The 25,627-nt window shown below is 45.2% G+C and carries 24 protein-coding genes and 5 tRNA genes; 7 read left to right on the forward strand and 22 right to left on the reverse strand.

The annotated features are described in order from the left end of the window. Window positions 1–123 precede the first annotated feature (123 nt). From FED51_RS20705 to FED51_RS20715, 5 genes are all read right to left on the reverse strand, one after another. Complete coding sequence (locus FED51_RS20705; protein WP_010900134.1) at window positions 124–747, reverse strand: class D sortase; 624 nt, start codon at window positions 745–747, stop codon at window positions 124–126. After that, window positions 747–1,724, reverse strand: coding sequence for a processed acidic surface protein (locus FED51_RS20710; protein ID WP_053432381.1), 978 nt, complete (start codon window positions 1,722–1,724; stop codon window positions 747–749). The genes FED51_RS20705 and FED51_RS20710 overlap by 1 nt, the downstream gene beginning before the upstream one ends. Window positions 1,725–2,409: 685 nt before the next feature. Then, a complete protein-coding gene (locus FED51_RS21655; protein ID WP_010900136.1) occupies window positions 2,410–2,541 on the reverse strand; it encodes a hypothetical protein in 132 nt (43 codons plus the stop codon). 53 nt (window positions 2,542–2,594) lie between these two features. Further along, complete coding sequence (locus FED51_RS21660; protein WP_010900137.1) at window positions 2,595–2,729, reverse strand: putative periplasmic lipoprotein; 135 nt, start codon at window positions 2,727–2,729, stop codon at window positions 2,595–2,597. Next, a complete protein-coding gene (locus FED51_RS20715; protein ID WP_041821037.1) occupies window positions 2,726–3,841 on the reverse strand; it encodes a response regulator aspartate phosphatase in 1,116 nt (371 codons plus the stop codon). Before FED51_RS20715 ends, FED51_RS21660 begins: the two co-directional genes overlap by 4 nt. Window positions 3,842–4,154: 313 nt before the next feature. Here FED51_RS20715 and FED51_RS20720 point away from each other — a divergent pair, with 313 nt between their 5' ends. Genes FED51_RS20720 through FED51_RS20740 form a run of 5 tightly spaced genes read left to right on the forward strand, consistent with a single transcriptional unit; the run spans window position 4,155 to window position 7,802 of the window. Beyond that, window positions 4,155–4,565, forward strand: a complete 411-nt coding sequence (locus FED51_RS20720; RefSeq protein WP_053432380.1) for a YwqH-like family protein — start codon at window positions 4,155–4,157, stop codon at window positions 4,563–4,565. After that, window positions 4,565–4,828 carry a DUF5344 family protein gene (locus FED51_RS20725; RefSeq protein WP_053432379.1) on the forward strand — a complete coding sequence of 88 codons (264 nt, stop codon included), beginning with the start codon at window positions 4,565–4,567 and terminating at the stop codon, window positions 4,826–4,828. The genes FED51_RS20720 and FED51_RS20725 overlap by 1 nt, the downstream gene beginning before the upstream one ends. Before the next feature lie 14 nt (window positions 4,829–4,842). Beyond that, window positions 4,843–6,702 carry a ribonuclease YeeF family protein gene (locus FED51_RS20730; protein ID WP_053432378.1) on the forward strand — a complete coding sequence of 620 codons (1,860 nt, stop codon included), beginning with the start codon at window positions 4,843–4,845 and terminating at the stop codon, window positions 6,700–6,702. 18 nt (window positions 6,703–6,720) lie between these two features. Next, window positions 6,721–7,215, forward strand: a complete 495-nt coding sequence (locus tag FED51_RS20735) for a hypothetical protein (protein WP_053432377.1) — start codon at window positions 6,721–6,723, stop codon at window positions 7,213–7,215. A gap of 20 nt (window positions 7,216–7,235) precedes the next feature. Next, window positions 7,236–7,802 carry a hypothetical protein gene (locus tag FED51_RS20740; RefSeq protein WP_083445670.1) on the forward strand — a complete coding sequence of 189 codons (567 nt, stop codon included), beginning with the start codon at window positions 7,236–7,238 and terminating at the stop codon, window positions 7,800–7,802. 80 nt (window positions 7,803–7,882) lie between these two features. Here FED51_RS20740 and FED51_RS20745 read toward each other — a convergent pair whose 3' ends face one another. From FED51_RS20745 to FED51_RS20825, 17 genes are all read right to left on the reverse strand, one after another. Then, complete coding sequence (locus FED51_RS20745; RefSeq protein WP_053432375.1) at window positions 7,883–9,103, reverse strand: S1C family serine protease; 1,221 nt, start codon at window positions 9,101–9,103, stop codon at window positions 7,883–7,885. Window positions 9,104–9,352: 249 nt separating this feature from the next. Further along, window positions 9,353–10,147 (reverse strand): MBL fold metallo-hydrolase, encoded by a 795-nt coding sequence (locus tag FED51_RS20750; protein WP_053432374.1) that lies wholly within the window; start codon window positions 10,145–10,147, stop codon window positions 9,353–9,355. A gap of 14 nt (window positions 10,148–10,161) precedes the next feature. Further along, the gene (locus FED51_RS20755) at window positions 10,162–10,950 is read right to left on the reverse strand and encodes a two-component system regulatory protein YycI (RefSeq protein WP_053432373.1); all 789 of its coding nucleotides are present in this window, start codon (window positions 10,948–10,950) and stop codon (window positions 10,162–10,164) included. Continuing rightward, window positions 10,937–12,256 (reverse strand): YycH family regulatory protein, encoded by a 1,320-nt coding sequence (locus FED51_RS20760; RefSeq protein WP_053432372.1) that lies wholly within the window; start codon window positions 12,254–12,256, stop codon window positions 10,937–10,939. The genes FED51_RS20755 and FED51_RS20760 overlap by 14 nt, the downstream gene beginning before the upstream one ends. Next, window positions 12,253–14,076 (reverse strand): cell wall metabolism sensor histidine kinase WalK, encoded by a 1,824-nt coding sequence (gene walK, locus FED51_RS20765; RefSeq protein ID WP_010900150.1) that lies wholly within the window; start codon window positions 14,074–14,076, stop codon window positions 12,253–12,255. The genes FED51_RS20760 and walK overlap by 4 nt, the downstream gene beginning before the upstream one ends. Further along, a complete protein-coding gene (gene yycF / locus FED51_RS20770; protein ID WP_010900151.1) occupies window positions 14,076–14,786 on the reverse strand; it encodes a response regulator YycF in 711 nt (236 codons plus the stop codon). Before yycF ends, walK begins: the two co-directional genes overlap by 1 nt. A 342-nt stretch (window positions 14,787–15,128) precedes the next feature. Beyond that, window positions 15,129–15,896, reverse strand: a complete 768-nt coding sequence (locus FED51_RS20775; RefSeq protein WP_138091066.1) for a transposase — start codon at window positions 15,894–15,896, stop codon at window positions 15,129–15,131. Between the two features lie 174 nt (window positions 15,897–16,070). Next, window positions 16,071–16,143: transfer RNA gene (locus tag FED51_RS20780), tRNA-Thr, on the reverse strand. 247 nt (window positions 16,144–16,390) lie between these two features. Beyond that, window positions 16,391–16,466, reverse strand: a tRNA-Phe gene (locus FED51_RS20785). 9 nt (window positions 16,467–16,475) lie between these two features. Continuing rightward, window positions 16,476–16,552 (reverse strand) — tRNA-Asp (locus FED51_RS20790). Window positions 16,553–16,562: 10 nt separating this feature from the next. Next, window positions 16,563–16,637, reverse strand: a tRNA-Glu gene (locus FED51_RS20795). Window positions 16,638–16,646: 9 nt separating this feature from the next. Then, window positions 16,647–16,722: transfer RNA gene (locus tag FED51_RS20800), tRNA-Lys, on the reverse strand. A 199-nt stretch (window positions 16,723–16,921) separates the two neighbouring features. Next, a complete protein-coding gene (locus FED51_RS20805; protein ID WP_010900152.1) occupies window positions 16,922–18,208 on the reverse strand; it encodes an adenylosuccinate synthase in 1,287 nt (428 codons plus the stop codon). Window positions 18,209–18,407: 199 nt separating this feature from the next. Beyond that, window positions 18,408–19,772, reverse strand: a complete 1,365-nt coding sequence (gene dnaB, locus FED51_RS20810) for a replicative DNA helicase (RefSeq protein ID WP_010900153.1) — start codon at window positions 19,770–19,772, stop codon at window positions 18,408–18,410. Between the two features lie 115 nt (window positions 19,773–19,887). Further along, complete coding sequence (gene rplI, locus FED51_RS20815; protein ID WP_053432371.1) at window positions 19,888–20,331, reverse strand: 50S ribosomal protein L9; 444 nt, start codon at window positions 20,329–20,331, stop codon at window positions 19,888–19,890. 1 nt (window position 20,332) lies between these two features. Continuing rightward, window positions 20,333–22,297 (reverse strand): DHH family phosphoesterase, encoded by a 1,965-nt coding sequence (locus FED51_RS20820; RefSeq protein WP_053432370.1) that lies wholly within the window; start codon window positions 22,295–22,297, stop codon window positions 20,333–20,335. An 11-nt stretch (window positions 22,298–22,308) separates the two neighbouring features. After that, on the reverse strand, window positions 22,309–23,247 hold the full coding sequence (locus tag FED51_RS20825) for a YybS family protein (RefSeq protein WP_053432369.1): 939 nt from the start codon (window positions 23,245–23,247) through the stop codon (window positions 22,309–22,311). A 509-nt stretch (window positions 23,248–23,756) separates the two neighbouring features. Here FED51_RS20825 and FED51_RS20830 point away from each other — a divergent pair. Then, complete coding sequence (locus tag FED51_RS20830; RefSeq protein ID WP_010900157.1) at window positions 23,757–25,139, forward strand: alanine/glycine:cation symporter family protein; 1,383 nt, start codon at window positions 23,757–23,759, stop codon at window positions 25,137–25,139. A gap of 117 nt (window positions 25,140–25,256) precedes the next feature. Further along, complete coding sequence (locus tag FED51_RS20835) at window positions 25,257–25,547, forward strand: DUF2651 family protein (RefSeq protein WP_010900158.1); 291 nt, start codon at window positions 25,257–25,259, stop codon at window positions 25,545–25,547. The last annotated feature ends 80 nt before the right edge of the window (window positions 25,548–25,627 follow it).

Consider the following 25,627-nt stretch of genomic DNA (forward strand, 5'->3'; position numbering starts at 1 on the left):
AATGGTCTTGAATCGGTTGATTGAAAACAGTTAGACCAACATCAGCGAGTAAATTCTCTTTCTGTTTCCACTCTAGATCGCTTTAAAAAACTCCTGCGCCTGAATGATCAGACGCGGGAGTTTTTAGCTGTTTTCGTTTTCACTTTCGTCTTTCTCTTTAATGAGCGTTGCTTCTAAAATGTAACGCTCTGGTGCAGAGCCGATAAAGTCGAACGGATAGCAGGTTGACACGGTGAGCGTGGCCCGCGGCTTTGGTACGATGACGGTTCGGTCATCCTCGTCCACGATCCGCACCTTGCGCACGCGGTACGTATGGGTGCCGGTCGCAGTTTCGACGATGAGCAGGTCACCGACGCCGACCTCGCCAAGCTCGCGGAAGACGGTGTCGCGGTGCCCAGATAGCACCGAGTTGTCCTCTTCCCCTGGCAGGACGCTGTTCGCGAAATGCCCCACGCCGCGCTCCAGTTCATCCTCATCGGTTCCGTGATAAATCGGAAGGGTGGCTTCCAGCTTCGGAATGTATAGCTCCCCCATCAAGTCCCCTTTTTCAGGTTTGAGGGGGTACGGTGAATCAACAGGTTCTGTCGGTTCGTCTTCGGCTGGCGGCACAGGCTGCGGTTCCTCTTTCGTCATTTGACCCACCTTGAAGATGGCGTATCCGGTTAAAAACTTGCTGAGGTTCGTCGTGCTGAACCAGATACCAAAAATGATCGCAACGACAGCCAGGCCGAGTATCCCTTTTCTCATCATCCGTTTTGCTTAACGGAGAATCTGCGATAGACGAACACTCCACCTAATGCAAGAAGGAGTCCATACAATGTGTGCTCTAAGTAGTTAGAGGCCGTCTTTGGCAGCTTCGCCCCTTTGACTGTTTTCGTCACTTCACCGTCTTGCTTTTGCACGGTTTCATTGACTTTCTTCAAGTCTTTCCCTGTCTCTTGGATTAAATCCCATCCGAAATCTTCAGCGCGAAGAAGAATATCAGCAAGGAACTCTCCCTCAAGATTGTACAATTCGATTAGTAAGTCATAGCCGTTTGTTGTCGTCATTGATACAAGCTCACGCAAAGAGAGAGCGATTTTCTCGTCGCCTTTCACGAGGTACATTTTCACGTCAAGCTCAAATAGGTCAAGCATTTCTGAAAAAATGTCGAGAAGCTCCGCAATTTGTCTTTCCGTTAACTCAGACGCTTCGTCAAACTCTTCGAATGCCATCAAGCGATCCGATAAGTTAAGGAGACGTGCTTCAAACGCTGGATCTTCATAGTCTAACGTTTTGAAGTGCTCAATAAGACGATCCAACTCCTCTGGTGTAAGGCCGATCATCTCGAAAAAGTCGGAGTAAAGGTCGTCCCAATCTTCTCCGTTCAGATAGAACCCGATCGCAAAGTCTAAGTCATCGTAAAACTTATAATCATCCAGCGTTTCCCCATATTCGGCAAGCAGTTCTTCAAGCTCTGCTCTCGTTAAACCATACTCGTCGAGTAAGTCTTGTAAGTTTTCTTCCGTTAGAACAGGCCCTAAGAAGTCACGAAGCTCGTCCACTGAATCAAAATCAGAAATAACTAATCCCATTTCTTCTAAGTACCATTCAAGCTCTTCCTGTGACCACTCAATGTCAGTTAAGTAGTTGTCCAGCTCCGCTTGGTTCACAGCTGCAGACGCCGTGAACGGAGAAGCGAACGCCAATACGAGTGCAAAACATAAGGCTAATAATTGTCGCATTCTAGGTTCCTCCATTATGAAATTTTTTACTATTAATGAGAAAATTATAATTCATTCTGACTATTTTGGATAGAGCCTATTTTTCGGCAAAATTCGCCAAAATTCGAACGGGTTGCGACGGCTCTATTGCTAGTTTGGGAGAGGACACACAAGGCGACACACAAAGAGCCCTGTTGGAGTCTAGCACCAATCTAAGGGCAAAGTACTTTGCTCACCTACTAAGGTAACCTTTCACTATTGGCTTTTCTTATACTTAAAGTAATCGTTCATGATGATCATGATTGGAAAGATTAATACGACCAAACCAATAATGTAGTTGAAATAGCTCATGAAGGCGAAACCTAAGATAACGTTTAGAAACGCTAAGACTAACAATGACCAAAAAGTGTTTTTCTTTTTTTTGAAGCGATAAACAATAAAGCTGAGTATTAAAGAGACGAGGAAAAGGCTTGAACTAATAGCGATAACCAATATAATCACCTGAAGGATTTAATGTTGAGTAATGTTGAGCAACATGGCACTTCATCAATTTACGTAAATACTAGAGGTCCTGTTAAAAAACGAGGAGAACGCCTAGTTAAATAAGAAGGATTTGATTTTTCAAGGGGTTGCTATTGTACTGTGTTTCTTTTTATACATTTTTGAAAGCCCCGTGGACTCTTCTACGGGGCTTCTGCCTGGTAAATCAGGCTCCGGTACTCTGTTTCTGCTGGATCGTAAATCCGTCTCCTGAACTGCTGTTTTGACTTAGCTCCTGAGGACTCACAAAGCCAAAGAGTAAACCTGCTGCAATGAGTGATAGGAAAACATTCTTCATGTTCTCTCTGCCTCCTCCTGTGCCTTTTTACAGGGGCATTGCACGATATTTTATCAGTTTCCACCTCGATGCAATTCCTGAGTGGTAAAACCGCTTTCTGATGAACTGCTGTTGATATTGACTTGATCTGGACTTGCACAGCCGAACACAAAGCCTGCTACAAGTAACGTTAAAATTGTCTTTTTCATATTCTCTCAGCCTCCTCTTGTAATGACGGCAAGTTTTCTTTTGCTTTTAATGCCTCAATTAAATATTTCGTCGCCATCTTAAACATTTCCTTCTTTTTGAAATGACGCCCAGCAATCGCACTTAAGTCTGAAACATCATGCCATAATTTCTTCTTTTTTAATTTCCCCAATTCATTATCAAGAGAGGCTTCATTTGGCTCTAAGTAAATCGTTTGAAGGATGGATATCTTTGTCTGATACGTCTGTTCATTTATTTCCTCAGCCAATTTTTTTGACTGATTGAGCCACTCCCTACCTTCTTCTATCAAATCCATTCTGAACAATACTCTCGCCAACATATACTTAATAGCAAGATAGGTGTCCTTTTTAATGTCTTTTGGATAATCGATATCAAGCGCCGTTTCAAAAGAATTTTTAGCTAATTCCAATTCATCCAAATATTCATAACAGACACCTAAATTAAAATGACCTATGATCTCCAAGAAAGTATTGTTATTCTTGGATGCTGTATTAACTACTTCCTTATATAAAAGAATGGTACACTCATGTTGATTTAAGCTAAACCTATTTGCGGCTATCGATATTTTAGCAGATAATTGTCGACTAACGTAATTATCGTGTTGTTTATAAATGTCTAGGGCTTTTTCTGCATGACTTAACGAGAAGTAGTTTTGCGTGATCCCATAGTAGGCATAAGCTAGCTGTAAATGAAATTCGGCATGTTCAATTTCGTCAGGGATATCATCGAGGAATTTTTCTGCTTGGCGGTAGGAGTGAATGGATTTTATGTAGTTCCTTTTATAGAACTCATAAAGTCCGCAAAAAAAGTAATAGTAGTATTTAAGCAATTGATCCGTTTCAGTATGCTCGGTCTGTTCTTTGACACTTTCTAGTATGTTTTTTGACTCATCAAATTGCTCAATTAATTGCTTGTACCTAGAATCAATCAAATTGTAATACAGCAAAACGTTCTGGTCCTCTTCCATTTCTTCAATGGCTTGTTGAACTTCACTTTTGAGCCTAGTGGCTTCTTCAATCTCATGACGTTTAATCGTGTCGTACCATTCATTTAGTCGATTGGCCACTTCCGTACTGGCTAATTTACCCACCATCATTATCCCTCCCTTTATTCTACAAATTTCAAGAAATTTTCCTATCTTAATCATAAAGTTATCTATCTTTTTCATCAATACTCAAAATTAGAACAATCTGTAAAAAACACTGTAAACACTTTGGTTATACTAGTGAAATCTACTGAATACTCACATGTCCATAAAAATAGTTATGAAAGGAAGATCAACCGACCAAAGAATTTAAATATGGGAGAAATATAATTTACCACTGGTAAATAGAATCCAAAATGGTACAATATTCTATGTAAAATCATGAAAGAAATAGTAGTTCATTAGAATAGGAGAATGAGTCATGGACTATTCATCCAAAATTAGCTCACTTAATAACGAAATCAATCAGTTGAATAGCGTGATACGCAATGCATCAAACAATCGAGAAGAGCTTGCCCATGCTCGGTCCAAATTGCTGAATAAAAAAGAGGACTTAGCATCCGATGCTAAGTGGGTTCATGAGCCAGAGCTGGGTCATGAATTAGCACGAGGCACCATTGCGACCGAACATGACGATGCTCGTGATTCGATTGATCACGCATATGCGAAAGCCTCAGAGCAAATCGAAGAAATGATTGATGCCATTGATCAAGAGAGAAATCGCCTCAGTAGAGAGATTGACCGTACACGTACCATGGTCACATCAAGAAGAGATCGCATCACAACTCTAAAAGCAAAACAGCGATTACATGATCAAAGGGGGATGGTCTGATGGAAATTAAGGTTAATGTAGCAGAAGTCTCTGCCCTGCTTCAAGTGGTTGGTGAAGTTGCAGGAAGTTTTAACACTCAACCGACTAAAGAGACTGAAGACCTAGACATGATGGCTACGTTTGGTGATATAAAAAACGAGCTAGATGATTGTCTCAACGCTTATATGCATGCAGCAGCAGGCATGCAGGAACAATTGCAAAGCCAAATCCAAACGTATGACAAAGTGGACCAAGCCTTGGCCACTAAAATAGGCAGTAATTAAGGAGGGTAAGGAACTTGACGAAACATCTTGACGTAGCACAATGCCTGCAGATCATCGACGGCACGAACACAGCATTAAAATCTTATATGGACCACTTCGATCTTATGGAAGCGGCCATTTCTCGTGTGCTTGAATTAGAAGGCTCCCTTAAAGGGAAAGGTGGCGAAGCTCTACTGCGCAATTATCAAGAGCTGCAATTGCCTGCCATCCGTGCTGGACGTGCACTTATAAGCAGTATGATGGATAAGGGTGAGAAGCTACAGTCATTGATCTTGGCGTTTGAACCATCAGAAAATGGAATGGTTTCTGAGGACTATTATGATAGACTAGTTCCACGAGGATATGATCGTTTTGAGAACTTCATGGAACAAAATAAATCAGAGATTGATTCTATCGCAGCATCTGTCAGCCATATCATTGATCTTGGGAAGTTAGACATTAGCCACGTTCAAGACCAAGTCGATGAGGCGAGAAAACATGCGAAGGATGTTGTCGAAGGGTTGTACGAACTCGATCATGAAGGCATGACCTTGATGCGAGAGCTTCAAAGAGAAATGAACGAACTAAAAGCCATATTAAAGCAAGTAATCGAGTGGACTACTAACGGAGGCCCTCTTCTAAACGGTGTTAATATTCAGGATGTGAGATCATACTTTCAAGATATGACCCTGCATACAAAAGCATCGGAAATTGATTTGGAGACTTTGGATGCTCATGCGCTTCGAGACATTCTTCAAGATGGAGCCCTTATCAAACCGATTGTACAAAAATTTGCTGCCGGAGAGGCTTTAACGTATACAGAAAGGGAACTTCTCTATTTCTTCTTACAGCACATTTTCCTCGGTGCTGAAAAGCGGAAAGAAATTGAAAGCATTGCCGAGATGATCAGTGAAGATCGGATCGATGAATTAGTTTATCGCCTCAATCATACCGTACTTACATCTGAATCTACCCTTGATGATGAAATCGCCCTTATACAGGCTTATTTATTCAACGGAAATCGTCAATTGGAGAACGAACTTTCCTATAAAGAAATGATTCCAATCCATAAATTAAGGGCATATTCAGCATTGCTTGATAATTATAAGATCGCTTATACCGAAAGTAAACGTCTACATGGTACAACGAACGTCTGGGCACGAGTCGAATGGGTTTCTTATAAATACACCCCATATAATGGCGATTTCCAAACTCATGCACTTCAAACCGCTATTCAAATGACACCTATAGTGAATGAGTATAGCTCCCAAACACGAAAGGAGTTTTTGGCACAGGAGACTCATCAATTAGACGGGTGGGCTGACGTTTCAAAGGTAACGTATTTTGCAGGACGAGATATACTTTCAGTATTAAAAAGTATCGAAGAAGGTAAATTGCAAAAAGAATATAATGATTATACGTATAATTTTATAAAGAATGAAGTAGTTAACGTTCAATCCCCAATAAAGAGTGGAAGTGCTCTCGGACAAGTAGTTGGCTTAGTTAATCTAGGGAGAAAATACAACGACGGTAAAGAAGATCTGGAAAGAAGACTAGGTGAGGCACAAGTAGAGAGTGTTTTAGGTCAATTAAATGCAGAATTTCTGATTGTAGAACGACCAAAACGGTACAATATTAATCATTTCGAAGCCGAAGTGTTCCCTACCGTAGATACTTATAACCTTGTGAATCGGTGGAAAGAAGTGTACAGCATTAATCCGAGTATTCCTTATCCTGAGGAAGCGATAGTATCACAGGACTGGTACGAGGTTAGCGAGTTTTTTAGAAATCAAGGCGGAGAGTTTAGAAAGATACATGATGATCTACATAGCTACATCCGTGGGGGTTCAAAAAGAGACAATCAAACAGTGGAAGAGATTGCGAATGGAAATTAGTCAGGCAGGTGGAGAACGATGAAAAGATCAAATAAAAAGCGATTAATCGTCATCATCCTGGTCATCGCAGGAATCATTCTAGGGGTATATTTGCATAACGAAAAGAAAAATGCTGATCAAGAGTTGGAGCTAGCTTGGTACAGGATTGAGGAAACTGCAAAAATGTTCTGGCTTGATGTTAAATATACAGGTAAAGACCCGAATGATGTTGAATTTTTTCCAAGCCAGGATACAGAGCGGATGATGGAACGATGGAAGGCAGTTACACAACTTTATCCAGAGGGAGGTTATCCTGACGAAGTGGTAGAGCGAGGAGATTGGTTAGAAGTAAGACGAATTTTCCGGGAGATCGCTTTTCATGAAATACAAGAGGAAATGATTGAAGATACAGATGCTTTGCCAGAGGGGCAGAGGATATCTACTGGAAGCTTGGAGGATTATATTACTTATAGAAGCCTCTATAGTTTAGGCCCAGTCTTAGTGGAGCTAGGACTTGAAGAAGAGGATCATTAGTCATGGGTGGTGGTGGATCTATGTCAAGGATATGGAGGGTTATTTTAGGTTTGATCGTCTTGCTATTAGTCGGTGGTTATGTGTTGACAAGCATAGCAAAGGATGAAGCACAGAAAATAGAAGAGGAAGTGAATAGCGTACACACAGACTCTGTGACACTCATTCATATTGAAAAGATGGATCAGAACAAGGTTCTCGTCTTTTATGAGTGGGGTGGTATGTGGGAGATGGGAGGAAAACTAGCAGTTGCTGAATTAAAGAGGAGCTTGTTTGGCTGGAGCTTTGAGAGCAGCCTTTCAATAGGTGGTAGAGAAGAGAGACGGTCCTTAGTTTTTAATGAACACACTGTTATGGTTGGCCTAGCGTCCTATGCTAAAGATTTTCATGAAATCAAAATTGAAATGGCAGGCGGTGACATACATACAGCCACGATTATCGATAATGAAGATAGCTATGGACGCTATTGGTTCTATATAGCAAGTGAAGAAGAATCTGAAGAGATATTTAATGCGTCGGTTTATATGGTAACAGAAGATGGAGAAGTGATTGAAGAGATCGAGAAACCTGACAATGATCCGTTGTATTGAAAAGTGTTTAGATACAATCAAGTAATTGTAACAGCCCCCTTCGAAGCTCCTATTTGGCTTCTGAAGGGGGCTTTAGCGATTTATGAACTTTGTTGTTCGACTAGGGTTAATGTGGTCGTTTCCTTTTTCCCTTCGCGGTAGTAGGTGACTTCCACTTCGTCCCCAATGTTCAATTCGGTATATAAAAATTTCCGTAATTCGTGGCCGTCGTTAATGTCTTCGCCATTGAGCTCGACGATGACATCGTACTGACGCAATCCGGCTGTTTCGGCAGGTGACATCGGTACAACATCGGTGATCACGACGCCGCCCTTCACATCTTCAGGAAGTTTAAGCGTCTCTTCCCAATGGAAGCTCGGAATCTCACTTAGTGAACGGAAGGCGACACCCATCTGTGGACGCTGCACCTCACCGTAAAACTCCAAATCTTCGATGACTGGAATCGCGAGGTTTGACGGAATGGCAAAGCCAATGCCTTCAACAGCGCTTTGCGCAATTTTCATTGAGTTAATCCCAATCACTTGACCTTGGATGTTCACGAGTGCGCCGCCGCTGTTCCCAGGGTTGATCGCTGCATCCGTTTGCAGCACCTCGGCTTGCCAGTCGATTTGTCCGTTGCCTGTTAAGTCGATTGGAATGCTTCGCTCGGTCGCACTGATGATTCCGAGAGTGACAGAGCTTGAGAAGCGTAACCCCAGCGGATTTCCGATCGCGATTGCTGGTTCACCTGGGCTGAGAAGGTCGGAGTTCCCGAATTCAGCAACGGTTTCTACGTCAGACCCGTCAATTTCGAGGACCGCCAAATCCGTGAAAACGTCTGATCCTAGCACTTCAGCTGGGAGGCGGGAGCCGTCGGTTAACACGACCTCGACTTGATTAGCACCGGAAATAACGTGCTCATTCGTGACGATAAACGCCCGATCGCCTTCCTTTTTGTAAATGACTCCAGATCCTGTCCCTTCCTCTTCCTCTGAGGAGGAGAACATGCTGCCATTCGTCATGCTGACGATCCCGACGACGGCGTCAGATACTTTCTCTACCGCTTGAGAGACATCTGAATTTACGGCATAATTGACCGTTTCGATGTCGTTAGGTGCTTCCGTCAGCTGACCTGTTTCTTCTGTGGGTGCTCCTGAGTCTATTTCATAAGGTAGCCAGCCAAGACCTGAGAGAGCCGGTACCGAAAAAAGAACGAGAAGTGCGCCTAAAATAGCACCGATAAATGCAGAAATGCCAATTCCTCGTCTTGCGCCTTTTTGCTTTTCATTTCGATTAGATACGTGTTCATCATAGTACCCCATATGATATCACCCACCTTTATTATGAATGGAAATAGTCCATTTATCCTTATTATATAAGGCTTTTTTCATTACGCTAGCCGACTAGGCCTATTTGCACAATTTTTTATACTTCTAATAGAATTGCCAACAACATTGACGCTTAATCATGGAAGTTGCACCTTTAACCGTGGGAAATTGACGCACGTTTTAAATGACATGATGAAAGAGAGAGTCATCCAAAAGAAAAAAGCCTCCGAAAAAAGGAGACTTTTACACGACTGCGAGGGGCGTCGGCTTATAGGGATCGGTATCGTAGAGACGGAACCGCTCGCCAACCGCCAATCCTTGTTCTTGTAACACCTGCTCGACCGTGAGCCGAGCCAACTCTTTCATATTATTGTCCAGGCTTAGGTGAGCGAGATAGATTCGCTCGGTACGGTCGCCAATTACCTCGGCTAGCGCGTACGCCGCATCTTCATTGGAGACGTGGCCTACATCACTCAAAATCCGCCGTTTGACGTTCCACGGATACCGCCCCATTCGGAGCATGTTTAAATCATGATTAGCTTCAAAAATGAGTGTATCAGCGTTTTCGATCGTCTTTTTAATCCGTTCACTTACATAGCCCATATCAGTCGCAAGGACAAGCTTTTTCCCATCGTGGTGAAAGACGTAAAACATCGGCTCAGCGGCATCGTGGGACACGCCGAACGATTCCACTTCTAAGTCGGCAAACGTCTTCACCTCACCGATTTCAAAATGAAACCGCTGGTCGGTTGTGAGCGTTCCGAGAGCCTTTTCCATCGCCTGCCACGTTTTGGCGTTTGCATAAATGGGAAGGTTGTATTTCCGCGCGATGATGCCGACCCCTTTTATGTGGTCGCTATGTTCATGGGTGACGAGAATTCCGTTGAGTTGACTCGGATCGCAGTCAATTTTTTGGAACAGCTCGTCCATTTTTTTGCCGCTCAGCCCAGCGTCAACGAGCAGCTTTTGCTTATCTGTCTCCACGTAAAGAGCATTTCCCGTACTCCCGCTCGCTAAAACACTAAATCGCAACGACATCGTTTCTCTCCCTCTTACTGAATAATCTCACCGCCAATGGCGTTGATTAAGTACGTGTTCTGTTCGCCTTCTTGCTCATCGACGACGGTAATTTGCCACATGGGGGCAAACACTTGAATAGCACCTTCTTGGTGCACGAGGCTATGGTAGCCAAATTCGATCGCTGTTACGGCTTGGTTCATGCGCAAAAGCTGATCGGTATAAAGGCCTTCGATCGCCCGCAGGCTTGACATGAGGTCATGTTCCCGCCCGTGTTCCTCAAATTCAAGGATCGATTGCTCGTATCCGATTATTTCTTGCTTCTCATTAAAATTTAATACGAGCTGGTCGTCTTCATAGGTGTACGTTGTAAACCCTTCATATTGTTGGTACAGCGGCAGTCTTCTATTGTCTTGGTCAAAGGCTCCGAACTGATAGGCCGATCCGTTCAGAACATACGTATTGACGAAGCTTCGTAGCTGCTGTCCCATGTTTTGGTCTGAGATCGGGTAGGGCTCATCCAGTGTAGCGACAAGCCGAGTCGGTTCAGGGAACGAAAGGTTGTCCGCTGGAAGAGGCACGACATCGACCATGGCTTGGGTCCATTCCTTCTTTTTTCCGACAAGATGTAGGCCGGATGGCTTGATCTCTGGTAGTTCCACATGAATGGAAATGTTGTTATCATTTAAAATTTCTTGAATGCTAGACTCGTTTAAAATCGCAATTTGATTGGCGCTTTTTTTATCGAGTAGCTGCCAAGTGAGGAAAAGGTTAATCAACAGGAAGATGATGATAAATATGGACTTCGTTCTACTCCAATCCATCAGTCACTTCCTCCTTTGCTGTCAAATCAATCTTTTCCCAACGCCCGTCGTATTTTACAAACCAGAAAGGCTCGGCAATCACATAGGACGGTTTCACCATCTCGTAGCCGATTACCATTTTCTCAAGGGATCTAGGATTGAAATCTTCTCGCTCTTTTAAGGCGTCTAGCACTTCTTCGCCAGAAGGAAGCTCCTTTTTCCCTCCATCAATCGGCTGATTGTCAATGTCAAATAAAGGCCGGCGATATTCAGTCGGTTGATTCCCTGAGCCCCGTCGGACTAAATCTAGCTTCATTAAATCTTCGCCTTGAAAGCTCATCACCGGAAAGCCGTTCACCCACAAACGATACGATACGAGATCCCGCGTTCCGAACGATTGCCAGTCGTCAAGGATGTACTGATCGGTCCATCCCCCGTGACTGTTAATAAAATCAAAGCTCGCCTGAATGATGTGCCTACCGCTTCGTTCTGTCGTTTCCGAGAAGACGGGGTTCGTGTATTCCATAAAGTTGCCGCCGCCTTGTTCGGAAATGATGCGGTTCCCATCCGTGTAAGAATCGTCCTTCCCGTTTGATTGATGATACATGCTAACCGCACTCGGATCGGTAAACAACGCTTGCGAAAACTGCATCGATGACAGCATCGTCGCCGTATACGAGAGTGTCGGCAAATGAGTGTGATCCACTGGGACGTATTGACTTTGCTGGTGCATTCCCATGACGATAGAAGTGGCCGCCATATAGTCATCCGTATCTTCCATGAGCGCTTCAAGATCCGAAGGGCTCATATCCGTTTTGATCGTCACCACTTGTTCATCAAAAAGAGAAAGAAGCTGAGCCACGACCCCTTCATCAGGCTCCACGTAAAAGTAGATGCGATTGATCGACGTGAGTGGCAGTAGAAAATCCTCGTCCTCCACATCAAACAAATGGACAAACAATTCGCTCGGAATCGAGGTAGGGTAAATGAGTTGAATGCCTGTCGGAGCACTGGCAAACGGGTGTTGTACTCTCATGTCATCGTCGATGAAGGTCGTCTCGCTCATTGTTGCTAAAAAGTCTTTATGTTGCTCAAGGTCCGGACGAACGATGTAATACTCTTCATCTCCCCCATGGACGATCATCGATTCGGGAACGATCACTTCATTCATGGAGCGCTCTTCTTCAAGACGGATCAATTCCTCATAGTTGTTTTCATTATCTAAGACCGCGTAGTCCAGTTGAAACGTCCACAGTTGCCATGTGAGGACCCAGCTCATGATCACAAGTCCAGTGAGGAGGACGGTTTTGATGTTTTCATAGTTCACGCTTCTTCCCCCTTGAACGTGGAATAAGGCAACGTAAAGTAGATCGTCGTTCCAACCTTGTACTTGCTCTCAACCCAAATTTCCCCTCCATGGGCATGAACAAGCTCTTTTGCAATCGCAAGCCCTAGCCCTGTGCCACCTACGCTCCGGGCCCGCGCCTTGTCTACGCGATAAAACCGGTCAAAGATTTTCGTTTGGCTTTCTTTCGGAATCCCCATTCCTTGATCGGAAATGCTGACGCGTACATTGTGGCCTTGATGCAGCAAGGTGATCGTCACGTCGCCTCCTTCTGGGGAATATTTCATCGCGTTCGACAAAATGTTGTCGATGACTTGTGTGAGCTTGTCCTGATCGATTTCCACAAAGGTGGCGTGCTTCGTAATTTTGCGAATGAAATGAATGTCTTTCTCCTTGGCGATGATTTCATGACGATCAATCATGTCATGCAAATACGGTCCAAGGTCCACCCATGAGAGGTTCAGCTTGTAATCATGGGTATCAATTTTTGAAAGCTGCAATAAATCATTGACGAGACGAATCATGCGCTCTGTCTCATTTTGCGTTACATGTAGGAAGCGGGGCGCTAGGTTTGGATCGTTCATCGCGCCATCATCTAACGCTTCTAAATAGCTTTTCATCGTCGTCAGCGGTGTTCGCAGCTCATGAGACACATTGGCGACAAACTCTCGTCGCTCTTGCTCGATTTTTTCCCGTTCTGTTACATCATGAAGCACCGTAATTAAGCCATTTACAGGTCCTTCATCCTCTTGAATAACGGAGAAGCTCGCTTGGATTAAATAATCTTCCTCGGTGCTAAAATCAAGCAGGACGCTATCGTTGTAATCATATAATTCATCGACTGCAAACGTTTCACTAATGTTTAACAGTTCAGGCAAAAGGGTTCCCTGTACCTCTTCATAGCTCACGCCGAGCATTTCCTCGGCCCGCTTGTTCATTAAGATCATTTTCCCATACTTATCGGACGCAATCACTCCATCCGTCATATGTGTCAGGACAGATCGGAGCTTCTTCTGTTCCTGGTCCCTTGTAGAAAGGGCGTCCTTCAGCTTCATCGTCAAGTCGTTAAACGACATAGCGAGCTGACCGATTTCATCGGTGCTGTGGACGTTTACCTTTCGAGAGAAGTCCCCATACCCCATGCGCAGCGCCTGCTTACGCATGTCTAAAATCGGACCAGTAATCGTCCGTGAAAGGAGGATCATTAATAGGGCGGTAATGCTGGCGGCAATGAGCGTCCCACTCGCTAAAATACTATTAATATCCTGCATCTGGTCATAAATGTCCTCAATAGAAGCTTCGATGTAAAGGGCACCGACAATCGCTTCTTCATCACGAATCGGTACAGCCAAGACGCGAATGCGATTTCCGGTTTGCGGATCGCGGTAGATCGAGCCAGGGCCGTCACGATTGCCGATTAACGCCCGTCGTACCGGGATTTCAGAGCTCAGCTGCCCGATAATGTTTTGATTTGATAAATTGGACGTACCGATGACGACACGATTGGCGTCGATCACCTGCACCTCTGAGTTTTCAATGGAAAAGAGATCCCGCAGCAAGCTGTTCACTTCCGCTGTCAATTCTGCACGGTCCTCCCATTGCGCTGTTAACGGTTCGACTAAGCTATAGGCTAAAAGGTCCGCTCGCTCATCAAGCATGTTAAAATGGTTTTCTACGAGCTGATCCTCTAGCTGACGCGTAAAATACACGCCCATAATTTGCATGGCAATTAAAATGAGCAGCACGTAGATGATGATGAGCTTAAATTGAATCGATTTAAAAAAGCCGACCTTTCGCTCCATTAAGCATTCTCCTGCTCAGGGTGACGCAAATAGTACCCGACTCCACGGCGTGTAATAATCCACGTTGGATAGCTAGGATTGTCCTCTACTTTCTCTCTGAGGCGACGAACAGTGACATCGACTGTGCGCACATCTCCGAAGTAATCATAGCCCCATACGGCCTGCAGCAGGTGCTCACGGGTCATCACTTGGCCTAGATGCTTGGCTAAGTAATGTATAAGCTCAAATTCCCGATGAGTGAGTTCGATGGATTCTCCGCGTTTTTTCACGAGATAGGCCTCTGGGTGGATCGATAAATCTCCGACTGAGATTTCCTTATACGAGAGTTGATCGTCGCCAGATGTTTGGTGACGACGCAAATTCGCCTTCACTCTCGCTAATAGCTCTCGGGTGCTAAATGGCTTTGTCACGTAGTCATCGGCCCCTAATTCAAGGCCTAACACTTTATCGATTTCCGAGTCTTTTGCGGTCAGCATGATGATCGGCATCTCAAATTGCTTACGAACCTCTCGGCACACTTCCATACCGTCTTTATTCGGTAGCATGATATCTAGCAAAATTAAATCAGGCTTTTCCTGATTCACCTGTTCCACAGCTTCAGCTCCATCATAGGCACATATGACGGTAAACCCTTCTTTTTCTAAATTGAATTTCAGTATATCTGCAATTGGCTTTTCGTCGTCAACAACTAGAATTTTTTTATTTTCCATTGTTCATCCGCTCCGTTTCCACAAGCTCTCTATTTTAGTATTGTAACATATGCTCCCTTAAATCGTGGCAAGAACCCCTGCCACTTTTTGTCTAACCTCTAAACTGTCATTCGAGATCGGTCAGCCGAACCCCTTTGGTAAAGCGAGGGTCGTTGTAGATAATGTTGTTGATCCCCCACGTGTAAAAAGCCCCTTTTCTGAGTAAAGGAGCGGTGTCTGTCGAAGTTAAATCTATCTTAAGAATAATGGAAAACGCACGGTACGTCCAATGAGAAGAGCCAATTCATCATGATGGAGGGTTCTTAGTCAAATGTTGGGGTGGCATAGGAGGGCGAGCCCCTCTTATCCTACCCCGAATGTTTGATGTTTGAATGGATGATGCATGAGAATACGGCTTCGCAAGCGATCATAACGCCGAAAACCAAAGGCATTTCTCTTAATCACCTTCGTTTGATTATTCAGTCCTTCAATAAAACCATTGTTTAAGCCAAACGCGAAGCTATTCAAGATCTCGGTCTGTTGACCCTTCTCTTGAAGATATCGTTTAAGCGTATCGGCTTTACGATCCGGTAAGATATCCAGTGGCTTCCGTGTATCTGCATCCGCAATGATCACTTGATATTTCCCCGCTTTCGTATCCCCTTTGTAATCATCAATCGCAATCCGAGGAGGAAGGTGATCCACCTTCTTCACGAGGGGGGCCGCCAATTGATCAAACCGGCGCATGGCAGTTGTCACGGACGTTTGGAATTGATTCGCTGTGTCCGTAAAGTTCTTCCCTTGAATGAGCCGTAAGCGAAACGCTTGATTCCATTCCACTGTCTGACGCTGATATCGCTCTACAAAACAGGCTTTCTCCGCAAACCGCTTCCCGCATCTGCACGCGTACCGGCGCTTTCGATAGAATAGATACACCCACCGTTCAAAGAGCTTGAGATGTTGAACTTTTTGGATGCGGTAATCATGGATTCTCTCGGTTCTCTCCCCGCAGGATGGGCAACGATGAGGCGTTCGCGGCATTTCTACATGGAGCGCGATAAAGCCCTCTCGTTCCTCCATCTTTGTGACCTTCACACCTTTTAATCCGGGCAAATCCATGGTAAAATTCATCGTACACGCAGCTCCTATCCTTTCTTTGTTTCTCGACAATTCAAGGATAATGGATAAAGGAGCCTGCGTGCATTTTTTTTGCCCTCTTTTGTGCAAAAACCCCAACATTTATTGTAGAGCCTTTATTTTCCCTAAACGTGCAAAAACGCGTGCTGATCGCACGCGTTTCCAGGATGCCGGCCAGAGGACTTGAACCCCCAACCTACTGATTACAAGTCAGTTGCTCTACCAATTGAGCTAGACCGGCGTAGTATAAATGATGCTGATTCAGGTTCGTTGTCTCTTCCTCTTCTCGCTTTGACAACGATGTAAATGCGTCGAGACAAGTCGTAGCCTACTCGACGATGTTCCGCTCCTTGCTCTACCAATTGAGCTAGACCGGCGTAGTATAAATGATGCTGATTCAAGTTCGTTGTCTCTTCCTCTGTTCATACAAGAAGATTCAACGAAACACCGCTCCCTACCTAGATGGGTAAGATGAAACGGTTAAAAGATGGTGGCTCGGGACGGAATCGAACCGCCGACACATGGATTTTCAGTCCATTGCTCTACCGACTGAGCTACCGAGCCTTATGAAAGTGGCGGTCCGGACGGGACTCGAACCCGCGACCTCCTGCGTGACAGGCAGGCATTCTAACCAACTGAACTACCGGACCTTATGAAATTTGGTGACCCGTACGGGATTCGAACCCGTGTTACCGCCGTGAAAGGGCGGTGTCTTAACCACTTGACCAACGGGCCACCTTAAGATGGTGAGCCATGAAGGACTCGAACCTTCGACCCTCTGATTAAAAGTCAGATGCTCTACCAACTGAGCTAATGGCTCTCTTTGTTTGTTTTCATCGCTTGCTTGTCTTTCAGCGACAATAATCATATTAACATAGGATTCAAAATCACGCAAGAACTTTTTTATATTTTTAGCAAATGTTTTTTTCTTCTTGCCGTTTTGTCCTATCTAGGATATCGAAAATTGGCGGAGAACGCAAGGGGTTCTCCGTTCTCCACACGAATTCATTTTAAAAGACTTACGCAAATACGCCACGAACGAGATTCGTTTGCTTCCGATCAGGACCTACCGAAAAAATCGTTAACGGAATGCCAGTTAATTGAGAGACACGCTCAATGTAATGACGAGCATTTACAGGTAATTCATCGAGAGAGGTGACCCCTGTAATGTCTTCATCCCAGCCTGGTAGCTCTTCATAGACTGGTTCACATTCAGCGAGCACCTTCAAGCTAGCCGGGAATTCTTCAACCACTTCCCCGCGATATTTGTAGGCTGTACAAATTTTGAGTGTCTTGATGCCTGTAAGCACATCGATTGAGTTGAGGGATAGATCCGTAATCCCACTGACACGGCGGGCATGGCGAACGACCACACTGTCAAACCAGCCCACACGGCGCGGGCGGCCAGTCGTCGTACCATATTCATTTCCGACCTCACGAATTTGATCACCGATCTCATCATGAAGCTCTGTCGGGAACGGACCATCTCCAACACGTGTTGTATAGGCTTTCGATACACCGACAACGTGATGGATTTTCGATGGGCCAACACCTGATCCAATCGTAACCCCACCGGCAATCGGGTTAGAAGACGTAACGAATGGATACGTTCCTTGGTCAATATCAAGCATGACGCCTTGTGCTCCTTCAAATAACACGCGGCGGCCTTCGTCGAGAGCATCATTTAACACGACGGACGTATCGCACACGTAACGAGCGATTTGCTGACCATACTCATAATATTCATCTAAGATGTCTTCCTTGTTGAAACCACCTACTTCATAGTATTTCTCAAATAGACGGTTTTTCTCAACTAAGTTACGCTCAAGCTTTTCCTCAAATACTTCTTTATCTAACAAATCGGCGATTCGAATCCCGATCCGGGCCGCCTTGTCCATATAAGCAGGACCGATCCCTTTTTTCGTCGTCCCAATTTTATTGGCACCCTTCCGCTCTTCTTCTACGATGTCAAGCTTCAAATGATAAGGCAAAATGACGTGAGCGCGGTTGCTAATGCGCAAATTGCTCGTATCCACATTCCGCTCATGCAAGTAAGCAAGCTCCTCCACGAGGGCCTTAGGGTCAATCACCATCCCGTTTCCAATAACACAAACTTTATCGCTGTAAAAAATACCAGATGGAATGAGGTGCAGTTTGTATTTCTCACCATTGAACACAATCGTATGTCCTGCGTTGTTCCCACCTTGGTAACGAGCTACTACTTCCGCTTTCTCAGAGAGATAGTCTGTAATTTTTCCTTTTCCTTCATCTCCCCATTGGGTACCGACAACAACAACTGATGACATTCTCGTCCACCTCCGTCTCGGGCGTACAATCCGAGTCATTAATCAAAAATCCTCAAACAGTATATCAATTTAGGCAACAAACGTCAATCAAATCCGAACATTTGTAAGATATTGTCCTAAATTTGTTCGGTTCATATCGTGAGTACACTCGTTGCAGAATAAGCTTTATATTACATAAAAAAAGCTAACCCGTTCTAGGTTAGCTTGCTGGCGGCATGTCCCGTTCATCATGGTGCCGATCCAAGTTAACAAATTTATTGTATTCCTTGATAAAGGCTAGCTCTACTGTACCAACAGGGCCGTTCCGCTGCTTGGCGATAATAATTTCAATGATGTTCTGATTTTCTGTTTCTTTATCGTAGTAATCATCACGGTATAAAAAGGCGACAATGTCGGCATCCTGCTCGATCGATCCTGACTCACGAATGTCAGACATCATTGGCCGTTTATCTTGGCGAGATTCTACTCCGCGGGAAAGCTGAGACAATGCGATGACCGGTACTTCCAGTTCACGGGCAAGGCCTTTTAAGGAACGGGAAATTTCCGAGACTTCCTGCTGACGGTTTTCGCCTGAGCGTCCGTTCCCTTGGATCAGCTGCAAGTAATCGATCAAGATCATGCCAAGCCCTTTTTCCTGCTTCAGCCGGCGGCATTTGGCGCGAATTTCGTTCACTTTAATCCCCGGCGTATCGTCGATGTAAATACCGGCACGGGCAAGGCTCCCCATCGCCATCGTCAGCTTTTGCCAATCTTCTTCCGTTAGGGCTCCTGTCCGCATTCGCTGAGCGTCAATGTTTCCTTCAGCGCAGAGCATCCGCTGCACGAGCTGACTGGCTCCCATCTCGAGGCTAAAGATCGCTACATTTTCGTCGGTTTTCGTCGCCACATTCTGCGAAATGTTTAGGGCGAAGGCTGTTTTTCCGACCGACGGACGTGCAGCGACAATGATTAAGTCGTTTCGCTGGAACCCTGCCGTCATCCGATCCAAATCTTTAAATCCAGTCGGAATCCCGGTAATTTCCCCTTTTTGGTTTTGCAGCATTTCGATTTTGTCATATGTCTCGACAAGGACGTCTTTAATCGAAATAAAGGCGCTCGAATTTTTCCGTTGTGCCACATCGAGAATCGTCTTCTCTGCGTCATCTAAGATCGCATCGACTTCCTCTTCACTGGCATAGCCTTCTTGGGCAATGTTCGTGGCCACACGGATAAGACGGCGCAGCAGCGACTTTTCCTCGACTATTTTGCTATAGTACTCCACATTCGCCGCTGTCGGCACGGCGTTCGCGAGATCCCCTAAGTACGCAACACCGCCCACATCGTCAAGGGCTTTCCGGTCTTGCAGTTCAGCGGTAACGGTCACTAAATCCACTGGCTCGCCTTTTTCCGCTAAGTCTAGCATCACTTGATAGATTCGTTGATGGGCTGCACGGTAAAAGTCCTCAGGTGCGAGCCGCTCCGAAGCGGTCACAAGTGCATGGTCCTCTAAAAAAATCGCCCCAAGGACAGCCTGCTCGGCTTCTATGTTTTGCGGTGGGGTCCGATCAGCAAACAGATCGCTCATCCCATGTTCCTCCCTTCGATCACAAGACGCATGTCTTTCTATTGTACGTCATAAGAAACTCCTTACACAGGCCCAGTTTTTTCCGAGACAACGTAAGGAGTTTCAGCCGTTCACTCTATTCTTCAACGACGTGTACTTTGACAGTAGCCGTTACTTCAGGATGAATTTTTATCGGCACGTTTGTATAACCAAGAGAACGAATTGGGTCATTGAGTAAAATTTTTCGCTTATCGACCTTTTTCCCTTCACGGCTTAACGCTTCTGCAATTTGCTTTGTTGAAATAGCTCCGAATAACCGTCCACCTTCACCTGCTTTGGCCTTTAGCTCAAGGGTGAGCGCCTCTAATTCCGTTTGATATGCTTTTGCTTCTTGAAGCTCTTCTTCTTTTTTCTTTTCCTCGCTCTTTTTCTTCGCGTTCAAATTTTTCATATTGGCGCTTGTCGCTTCAACAGCAAGGCCATTTGGAATTAAGTAGTTGCGCGCATAGCCTTCAGAAACGTTTTTTACTTCTCCCTTTTTCCCTTTGCCTTTTACATCCTGCTGGAAAATGACTTTCATCTTAGCTTCCCCCTTCAAGATATTGATCGATTGCTTCTTTTAATTTCGCTTCCGCTTCCTTCAACGTGGCATCTTCAAATTGGGTCGCTGCATTCGTCAAATGGCCACCCCCATCTAACGATTCCATGATTAACTGGACATTCACATCGCCGAGGGAACGGGCCGATATACTAACGACACCATCATGCCGCCTCGAAATAACGAATGAGGCGACAACCCCTTTCATCGTTAACAACGTATCGGCTGCTTGAGCGATAAGCAGTTGGCTGACAGCCTCCTCTTCCCTTGCTGTTGCGATTGCCATACCGTCGCGATAAAGCTTCGCCGTTTCTACTAGTTTCGCACGCTTCACGTAATGATTCAAATCTTCCTTTAACAGCTTTTGGACGAGCACCGTATCCGCCCCGTGAGAGCGGAGAAACGAGGCTGCATCGAACGTTCTCGCGCCGGTGCGAATGGCAAAGCTCTTCGTGTCGACGATCATTCCAGCGAGCAACGCAGTCGATTCCAAAATGTCCATTTTCAGCTTTTTCGGTTGATATTCAAGTAATTCCGTCACGAGTTCTGCCGTGGACGAGGCATAAGGCTCCATGTAGACAAGAACAGGGTCCTCAATAAACTCTTCGCCCCGGCGATGGTGGTCCAATACGACAACACGCTCAACGTAATTGAGTAGCCTCGGTTCAATGACCATGGACGGTTTATGCGTATCCACCACGACAAGGAGCGTCTCTTCTGTCATCAGTTCTAAAGACTCTTCAGGGGTAATAAATTTATCCCATAATTGCTCGTTTTTCTCCACTTCCTCCATCAGCTTCGACACGTCCGGATTCACATCGTTCGGATCTAGCACGACAAACGCTTCCCGATCATTGACCTCGGCGATCTTCAAAATTCCGATCGCTGCACCGACTGCATCCATGTCCGGATTTTTATGGCCCATCACAATGACGCGATCACTTTCAAGGACAAAATCACGCAAAGCGTGGGAGATGACTCTTGCCCGTACGCGGGTACGCTTTTCCATCGCGTTCGATTTTCCACCATAAAATCGAACCTTTCCTGTCTTTTGCTTGATCGCCACTTGGTCACCACCGCGTCCGAGCGCCAAATCTAAGCTCGATTGGGCAAGCTGACCAAGCTCGCGCAACGATAAATCTCCGTAACCGACGCCGATGCTGAGCGTTAATGGAATTTTTTCTTTTCCCGTCGTTTCACGAATTTCATCTAGAATTCCGAACTTTGTTTTCTCGATCGCTAAAAGTGACCCGTAGCTCATCACCGCAATAAAGCGATCAGCTGCTGTTCGCCGCAAAAACAAATCATGTTCATTCGCCCATTGATTTAACGAGGAAGTGACTTGGCTCATCAAGCGACTGCGGACCTGATCCTCCATCCCTTGAGTCACTTCATCATAGTTATCAAGATAGATAAAGGTGAGAACCGGTTGACTCTCCTCAAACTGCTGGTGCATCCTTTCACTTTCTGTTATATCAAAAAAATAGATGAGCCGCTCATTTGGCTTAAACGTACAATCATATGTCTTTTCTTCGATGACGATTTTTTGCTCGTCCGTCCCCTCTTCAAGAGCACGAACAAGCTCTGGAGACAACTCCTCGAGAGATGCATCGATTTCAGCCTTCGGTAAGTGCTCAGCCGCATAGGGGTTTACCCACTGCACGCGAAGCTGATCATTGTACAAAATCATTCCGACCGGAAGCTGTGTAACCGCTTCTTCCCCTGCTTTATGAACCCGGTAGGAAAGGGTGGAAATGTATTGCTCCAAGTCACGTTCAAAGGAGATACGTGCCCGCAAGGAGAAGATTGCTATCACGAGTAACAGTAACACACCGATGACGCCCAGCTGCCACTGATAAAACGAAAGGGCGATTAAAAAGACAAGCGCGACAGCCAAAAGAGCGATCACGTGATAGCCATGCCACCTCTTCAATAAAAACTTTGGCATAATGTCAACTCCTACTTTCCTTGGCTCCCCATTCGTTTACGAAGATCGAAGCCTAAGTCGATAATCCCGATAATTCGCACAAGATAAAGCAACGGTGTCACAATAATGCAAAGGATCATAATAATGACCGGAACGGCCTTCGCCACCCCTTTAGTGTGGAAATAGGCAAAAATAACAGCAAAGCCTTGGATCGCCATGATGATCTCTAAAACCGGGAGTAGGTTCCATACGGCTATGTACGGCATGCTACCTTCTTCAAATCCGATCATAAATAACACGACCACAGCTAAATAGTAAAACAGGAATGACCTAGGAAACGACCACGTCCGAAATGGAGGTAAAGGCTTCACTTCATGGCGTAACCTTTTTAAAATCGGCGCAGCCACCAATTGTGTGACAGCTGCGAGCAATGTGCCACAAATGACCACCATTGCTGGCCCAAGATAAAAGAGCTGGTTAATGCTTTCTTCCATTTGTTTTAACGCTTCAGATGGCTCCTGTCCTAAACCAATGATAAGCTGTTCCGCTGTTTGCATCGACTGACGCATCGTCTCTTGTGCCGCTACGAGAGGATTTACATCCAAAATGACGATGCTACTGACAAATAAGAGAAGCACCCACGCAATGTTGGTCAAGCTCCCGCCGAGCAAAACGGCAAATGGACTTTTCCCCCGACGATAGAGCTCCCCCATAACAACGCCACTCGTGCCAAAAAGCAAGGCTAGGAGCAATAACAGCGGTCCTAGGATGAGCATAACGACAACGCTAGCCACAAGTAATACGATTACCGCCGGCTTTAGCCCATGGCGTAGCGTGTACAAGAGAAAAGGAATCGGTAAAAACCACATCGTAATAAATGCGATAAATGGTACGAAAAACGTAATGACAAATAAAACGGCAAATAGGGAGGCAAAAACCGCTCCCTCTGTTAATGGTCTTGTCTGATACACACTTTCACCTCTCTACAACCGAGCAAGCAAGAGGTCTTTTCAGAAGGATGTACATGACACCACTTCCATCTAGCTGCTACTAGGTGCGGGACTTTTTTAGAATTTCCCATATCCTTGTCTATTTTAGCGTAATTGCTTCAAAAATTAAAGGTAAGGGCAAAAAAGGAGGCGAAAGCCCCTTCCCGATGATCCATCCATCGACTCGACATTCGAATCGGCCACCTCATTCCAAATGCTGTTAATAGGATCGTCTTCTTGCCCCATATGTATGAAAGAAAATAGTCGCTAATGAATGTCTAAAGCTATCTGTACATTTTTTTCTAAAATACTGATCTCTATAACAAAAATCGCTCAAATGTTGTTAGATTATCTACCAGAACCATTGCATCTATTACCAAAAGATTGCTATTCTTGCCTTTGAAAAAAATTTGTATAATGTTTTAGAGGAGAATTGATGTTATTATTTGAATATTACTTCTATTACTATTTTCCTTGGGGGAGGGAGACAAATGGGAGAAAAGCTTAATGAAATCATCGGAAGCATTAGTAGTTTCGTTTGGGGGCCACCGCTTCTCATCCTGCTAGTAGGTACTGGGATTTATTTAACTTTTCGTCTTTCGTTTTTACAATTTTCTACTTTGCCGTATGCGTTAAAGCTGGCGTTTAGCCGTAAGCAAGATAAGAAATCAGAGGGAGACATTTCCCACTTTCAATCGTTAATGACGGCCTTGGCTGCAACGGTTGGGACAGGGAACATCGCAGGGGTCGCAACGGCTGTCGTTCTTGGGGGGCCAGGGGCCGTCTTTTGGATGTGGCTATCGGCTCTATTCGGAATGGCGACAAAATACGCCGAGGCGATTCTAGCGGTCAAATACCGTGACAAAGACAAGAGAGGCCAAATGGCTGGTGGGCCAATGTATTATTTGGAAAAAGGCTTAGGTATGCGCTGGCTCGGGATCGTATTCGCTGTCTTTGCAGCGGTTGCTGCGTTTGGGATCGGGAACATGGTTCAATCGAACTCCGTCGCCGCCGTCATTGAATCGAACTGGAACATTAGTCCATGGATTACTGGAATCATTCTTGCGATTCTTACAGGTTTGGTCATCCTCGGAGGCATCCGTGGGATCGGTCGTACCGTGTCGTTTATCGTCCCGGTTATGGCGCTATTTTATGTCGGGGCAGGACTTGTTATCATTTTAGGGAATCTTTCGTTAGTGCCAAGCGCTGTCGGCTTAATCTTTTCCGATGCCTTTACAGGACAGGCAATGGCTGGTGGGGCAATCGGTGTAGTCATTCAGTACGGGGTGGCGCGCGGGGTATTCTCGAACGAAGCCGGTCTCGGTTCTGCGCCTATCGCTGCTGCAGCGGCGAAGACAGACTACCCAGGGCGTCAAGCGCTCGTGTCAATGACCCAGGTTTTCATTGATACGATTGTGATTTGTTCGATTACTGGAATTGCCCTTGTGATGGGGAACCTGTACATGAACGGGGAAAATGGAGCGGCACTCACGTCAACAACATTTGAACATTTCCTAGGGCCTGCAGGGGCCGTCATTGTCGCGATCGGTTTAATTTTCTTTGCCTACTCGACGATTTTAGGCTGGTCGTACTACGGAGATCGCTGTATCTATTACTTGTTTAAATCACAAACGGCGATCTTGGTTTACCGCGTCGTATTCGTATTGGCCGTCGCGTTAGGTGCAGGGGCAAGCTTAGACCTCGTCTGGGGCGTCGCCGATATCATGAACGGCTTAATGGCGGTGCCGAACTTAATTGGCCTCCTCGGCCTCTCAGGTGTCGTAGTCGCTGAGACTCATCGCTTCTTAAAGCAAATGAAAGCAGAAAAACAAGGGACCGCCAAACAGACCGACGACATTAGTCACAATGGCTAACAACGAGTGCAAGCAGCCCACGGTCATACACCAATGACCTTTGGGCTGTTTTTTATGATCTCTTCTATTACTTGGTGAGCCGAGCTTTACTTCATGATGTTTGATAAGGGAGGTTCTATGAAAATACTGACGTTTATTGATCCATATCTTTTACAGCTTTATATCGTTCCATTTGTTGTGATTTCAGTGGGCGTATTGGCCGCGATTGTTACGAAGAAAGTACGTATAGCACCTGTGGTGACACTCGTGTTGAACGCTCTTTATGAATTCACTAAGCATCAACTTTTCTATTCAGAGTCTCCATTCCAGTTCACCTCTTGGAACCTCATTTTCCCTACTTTCTCGCTATTCATTACTTCGTTTATTTTTCTAGTAAAAAAGGCAAATGGTGGGCACCATCGTAAATGAAAGAAGGAGCGAAACATAGTCGCCCCTTCCTTTCCTTCATGATTATGCCCATTCCTTTCGCTTCGCTCAAGGCACAAAAC

It is taken from the genome of Halalkalibacterium halodurans (genome assembly GCF_005671335.1).
Classification (GTDB): Bacteria; Bacillota; Bacilli; order Bacillales; family Bacillaceae_D; genus Halalkalibacterium; species Halalkalibacterium halodurans.